At 69.1% G+C, this 5399-nt stretch carries 5 protein-coding genes and 1 pseudogene; 2 read left to right on the plus strand and 4 right to left on the minus strand.

Translation table 11 applies throughout. The features are described 5' to 3' along the window. Window positions 1-405, plus strand: a 405-nt coding sequence (locus tag G3I40_RS14950; protein WP_164302664.1) for a DUF2470 domain-containing protein, incomplete at its 5' end; no start/stop codon positions are given. A gap of 2 nt (window positions 406-407) precedes the next feature. Here the strand turns inward: G3I40_RS14950 and G3I40_RS14955 are convergent. Next, on the minus strand, window positions 408-1676 hold the full coding sequence (locus tag G3I40_RS14955; RefSeq protein WP_239091745.1) for an MFS transporter: 1269 nt from the start codon (window positions 1674-1676) through the stop codon (window positions 408-410). Between the two features lie 582 nt (window positions 1677-2258). On the opposite strand from G3I40_RS14955, the gene G3I40_RS14960 reads away from it, so the two are divergent. After that, window positions 2259-3422, plus strand: a complete 1164-nt coding sequence (locus G3I40_RS14960; RefSeq protein ID WP_164302666.1) for a pentapeptide repeat-containing protein — start codon at window positions 2259-2261, stop codon at window positions 3420-3422. Between the two features lie 53 nt (window positions 3423-3475). Here the strand turns inward: G3I40_RS14960 and G3I40_RS14965 are convergent, their stop codons facing one another. The 3 genes and pseudogenes from G3I40_RS14965 to G3I40_RS47155 form a co-directional block, all read right to left on the minus strand. Next, on the minus strand, window positions 3476-3862 hold the full coding sequence (locus G3I40_RS14965; RefSeq protein ID WP_203644085.1) for a DUF6083 domain-containing protein: 387 nt from the start codon (window positions 3860-3862) through the stop codon (window positions 3476-3478). Window positions 3863-4293: 431 nt separating this feature from the next. Beyond that, window positions 4294-5292, minus strand: a complete 999-nt coding sequence (locus G3I40_RS14970; protein WP_164302667.1) for a HEAT repeat domain-containing protein — start codon at window positions 5290-5292, stop codon at window positions 4294-4296. A gap of 3 nt (window positions 5293-5295) precedes the next feature. After that, window positions 5296-5399 (minus strand): annotated as a pseudogene (locus tag G3I40_RS47155) (HEAT repeat domain-containing protein); the annotation flags it as partial.

Genomic DNA, 5399 nt, shown 5'->3' on the forward strand with positions numbered 1-5399 from the left:
AGCGGCCGCCTCACCACCGCGGGGCCCGACACCCTCGTGTTCCGTCCCGCGCGGGCCGCCCTCGCCGAGGACGACACGGTGCGCCTCCTCGACGCGGCCGCCCTCGGCGCCGCGGCGCCCGACCCGCTGGCGGCCCAGGAAGCCGAACTCCTCGGACACCTCGACACCGGCCACGCCGACGTCCTCGTCGAACTCGCCGCACTCCTCAGCGGCGACGACCTCGCCGACGTGGTCCGGATCCGGCCCGTGCGCCTGGACCGCAGGGGGCTCGACCTCCGCCTGGAGAAGCCCTTGTCGTACGAGGACCTGCGCGTCCCGTTCCTGACGCCGGCGCACGGTCCGTACGACGTGGGCCTGTGCATCCAGGAGATCCTCGACCCCGCCGCCCTGCGCACCCCTCGCTGAACTCAACGCTCCAGTTCCCGGTGCGCGCTCTCCGGCAGCCGCAGGTACACCGCCGACGAGACGAGGCAGAGCACGGCGACGTACCAGGGGAACAGGCCGCTGCGGCCCCACTCCTTGAACAGGGTGCCCATGTACGGTGCCGTGCCGCCGAACAGCGCCACCGTCAACGAGTACGGGAAGCCGATCCCGGCCGCCCGCACCCGCGCCGGGAACACCTCCGCGTTGACCGCCGCCGAGATCGACGTGAACCCGGTCAGCAGCACCATCCCCGCGCACTGCACGAGCAGCAGTGAGGCGATCGAGCCCGTCAGCGCGTGCAGCAGCGGCACGCTCGACACGGCGAAGCCGAGGCCGAAGACGAGCAGCAGCGGCTTGCGTCCGAAGCGGTCGGACAGCAGCCCGCCGACCGGCTGCAGCAGCGCGAAGAAGGCCAACGAGACCGTGCCCACGAGCAGCGCGTCCGACTTGTCCATGCCGGTGTTCAGCTCCGCGTACGTCGGCAGGTACGACGTCCACGTGTAGTACGCGAGCGTGCCGCCCGCCGTGATGCCGCAGATCAACAGCGACTGGCGCGGGTACCGGCGCAACGCGTCGAACAGGCCGGGCCGTTGCCGGGGCTGCGCGCTGTGGGTCTCCTGCGCGCCCTGCCGGATCCAGAACCCGACGAGGCTGAGCAGCGCCCCCACGAGAAACGGCACACGCCAGCCCCAGCCGTCCATCTGATCCTCGCCGAGCGTGCTCACCAGTAGCGCGGCGACACCGGAGGCGACCAACTGGCCGATCGACGTGGACACGTACTGGAAGGAGGAGAACAGCCCGCGCCGCCCCGGACCCGCCGACTCCACCAGGAAGGTCGTCGAGGCCGCGAACTCGCCGCCCACGGACAGCCCTTGGAGCAACCGCGCCAGCACCAGCACGACGGGCGCGAGCACACCGACGGCGGCGTACGTCGGCGTGATCCCCACCAGCAGACTGCTCCCGCCCATCACCAAAATGGTGACGGTCAGCGCCGCGCGCCTGCCGTGCCGGTCCGCGACCGCCCCCATGATCAGCCCGCCCACCGGCCGCATGAAGAACCCCACCGCGAAGACTGCGAACGTGGACAGCAACGGCACGAGCGAATTGTCGGCACCCTTGGGAAAGACCTGGCCGGCGATGTACGTGGCGAGGAACGTGTACGCATACCAGTCGTACCACTCCACGGCATTGCCGACGGAGGCGGCGAGAAGCTGCCGCACCGGATGGACCGGGCGCACGGCAGTCATGGTCATCTCTGTCATGATCCTGACCCGTTCCCAGCAGGACGCCTACTCACGCGCGGGTTGAGGGAATGGGAGCGCGAGGCCGGTCGGCTCGCCGTGGTGGGGCCGGAGAATTCTGCCGCTGGATGGCTGTGCTTCTCCGGTCGAGTCTTCCGTCAGATCCGGAGCCGTAGGGAGAATCCGGGGAGATCATCCAGAACCCGGAGAGATTTCTGGATACCGGCAGGATCACTGTGGCTCCCAGGCGTCTCTCTCGTCGATGTGCGCTTGCAGCACCGCAGCAATCTCGTTCGCGTCGCCCCGCGGGGGAATCAGGGAGTAGATGGTCGATCCGATCGCGAGAGCGGGGTCGCTTGTGATGCTCACGAACCTGCCCCGCAACATCCACCAGACACTGGCCCGCAGATCCCAAGAGACAAGATGATGCCCAGGGCGGCGTGGAAGACAGTCGACGCATCACCCGTGACGCGGGCCTTCCGCGCAACCGACACCGCCGCATGAGCGCGGTACCTAAGCCACCGATCTCAACTCCTGCACCAAGAAGCGCCGTTCATCGCATATCGCCGCCCGCAGACGGACATCATGCGGGGCATGAGCGACGATCCAGGCACGGGCGGGCCCGCACCCGAACAGCACCGGGATCCGTGGCGCAAACGCCACCCGCGATGGGCTTGGACAGTTGCCATGGCAGGGACCGCCGCCTTCATCGTGCTCCTCATCTGGGGGCCCTGGTGGATCGAAGGCCATCACCTCAAGGAGGACGGCAAGCTGGTCTCCTCCGCCGGAATCATCGTCACCGGATTCCGCACCATGCTCATCGCCGTCGCCGCCGGCGGACTCACCGCAGCGAGCCTCTACTACACCCGCGAGAAACACCGCCTCGAACGAGAACAGTTCCAGCACGCACAAGACCAGTTCGCCGAGAACCAAAAACAGTTCGAGACCACGCTCCGTGAGACACAACAGCGCGAGGCGGAGCAGTCCGCACTGGCCCGCGAAGGCCAGGTGACAGGGCGCTACGTCGAAGCCATCAAGCTCCTCGGTTCGACGGACAGCATCACCCAACGGCTGGGCGCCATCTACAGCCTGGAACGCATCATGCTCGATAGCGATCGTGACCGACGAGCCATCGCCGACGTGCTCGCAGCATTCATTCGATCCCAGGCGCCCCGAAGTGAAGGGGCCATGGGCAGGGAGAAACTCGATGTGAAGGCAGCGCTCGTGGTCCTCGGCAGGAACTCCGTCGCCGGGGTAGCCATGGGAAACCCCAAACGCCTCGACCTGTCGCAGACGGACCTGCGCGGCTACCACCTGCACAGAGTCGAGTTCGGTCCCGTCAACTTCGACCTCACCGACTTCGACGGGGCCGACCTTTCTCACGCGACGTTCGTCGGAGTGTCTCTCAGGGCGTGCATGTTCCGTGAAACGGTGATGCGCTCCACCGGTCTGGCGGGGACGGAACTGGATCGCGCGGACTTCACCGGCGCGGACCTGACCGGTGCGGACCTCTCCGGAACCCAGCTGTCCAGGGCGATCTTCACCGACGCCGTAACGGAAGACACAAAGCTCCACAGCGCGAAGCTGAGAACCTCCCGCGGCTGGCAACGTGTTCAAGTCGACTCCTCCCGCTACGACGCCGCCACTGAATTCCCGCCGGACATCGCCGACTGGCTCCAAGCTCGCGACGAAGAAGCGACCAGAACGCTGAAAGAACCCGGCACCACGCCTGAGGAGACCGGGCCCCCAGCGCACTGACCTCCCGGCACACGACGAAGCCCACCGATCACGCCCCGTCCGGCGGATGCTGATCACCCCACGTCCGGCAACTGCTCGTCGTCAGGCGGCAACGGCGGGACATCCCGTTGCCGTTCCGCCCGCCGTCCGTTCTCCTTCCGCAGCGTCGTCAGCCACGGCCACAAGTTCCCCAACTTTTGAGCCGGGCACGCCAGCACATGCTCGATCCTGCAACGCTGCGCCCCATCCACCGGGCACACCTCGTACAAGGCGACCCTGCCGTCCGACACTTCGATCCACCGATGCCCGGCCGGCACCAGATGCGCCAGCGGGCGCATGTCCGGCTCGAGCATCACCCAGTCGTGATCTGTCGTCGGCACTCGCTCCTGCGGCAAACCGCAGTACACGCACTTGAACAACGGCTCGCGGCCGATACGCCGCGCCTCCTCGCTATTCCCCATAGAGCGAGCGTGCGCGCCCCACGCATCAGGCGCAGGAGCGTGTTCGGACGGGGTGCTTGCGGCCACAGCGACGGCCGGCAGCAAGCGAGGTACCCCCGAGCGACCTCGACCACCTGCAGAACGAACGGTGCGGCCGAGCACACCCTCTGGACAACGAGGGCTGGAGCGTCCGGCGCACTCATCGCTCACGGACGCATGACTCGTAGCGCTCTCTGCAGTCGATGCGGGGCTTCCTCTTGCGTGCCCGTGCCGAGGCCGACGGTCCGGCGGGCGGAACGCCCGGCGTTGTCAGTGGTGGCGTGTAGCGTGCGCAGCACCAACCGTCCTTGCGTGACTGGCGGTTACTCGAATGCGCCCTGCCGACGTTATGCACCGGCAGGGCGTTCGCGTGTCAGCGAGGCGTGTGCCCATGGCAAAGGGGAGACGCCGGGTCACTCTGTCTCTCGTAGCCGGAGAAGATACGTGGCTGTCAGTGCCACGGCGCGGTCCTCGTCCTGGGACAGGTCCACGAGGACCCGGGACGCCCTCGTTCCGGGGATGCCTGCCAGTGCCTGGGTCAGGCGTCCGCGTGCGGGTGGATCGGGCGGGTCGTCGGTGAGGCGGGCGGTGAGCGCGGCCGCGATGCGGTCCGCCGCCGGGGCGTCGCTCGCCAGCACGCTCAGGGCGTCGGCCGCGTCGGTGTCGTTCCTGCCCGCCACGATCATGTCGACGAGCGTGGGAACCGCGGCGGCCTCGCCCCGTGTCCCGAGCGCCAGGGCCGCGTATCCCCGGACCACAACGTCGGGGTGCGTGAGCGCGTCGCGCAGGTGGGCGGTGGCCTCGTCGCCGGGTAGTTCGGCGAGGGACTGGACGGCGCGTTGCCGTACCGCGGACTCCGGTGAACCGAGGCCCTGGGCCAGGAGCGCCGGGCCGCCGTCGCCCGTGCGGGCCAGCGCCCAGCGCAGGGCGCCGGCGACATTCGTGTCCGTCTCGCTCAGCACCGCCTCGACCAGGGCCTCCACCGGCACCTCGGCGGCCGGGGAGAGGGCCGCGCGCTGGCGTGCGTCGGCGCTCTCGGACCCCAACGCCCGCAGGAGCGTGACGACCTGGAGGACGTCCTCCCAGCCGGTGGGCGCCGTGGCATCGATCCGGTGCAGCCGCGTGAGCAACTCGGTCTCGGCGGCGATGCGTTCGCGCGTCCGACGGACGAGGTCGCCGACGAGGTCCGCGGGCGTGAAGGCCGGATCGTCGAGCGCGCGCCCGATCTCCCGCAGCGAGAGCCCCAGCGACCGCAGGCTCTCGACATGGAAGATCCGCCGGATGTCCTGCCCGGAATACTCCCGGTAGCCGGAGCCGGTGCGGCCCGAGGGGCGCACCAGGCCGAGCGACTCGTAATGCCGGAGCATGCGGGCACTGACACCGGACCGTCGCGCCACCTCACCGATCAACACGCTCTATGGTCCCTCCGGTCCGTGCCCCCCGAGGGCCACGACGCGCTTGGCCTCCTCGATCACGCCCGCGAATCCGGCGTCCGGGTCGCGCAGCAGCCGCTGCGTGG

The sequence above is a fragment of the Streptomyces sp. SID14478 genome (assembly GCF_010548525.1).
GTDB lineage: Bacteria > Actinomycetota > Actinomycetes > Streptomycetales > Streptomycetaceae > Streptomyces.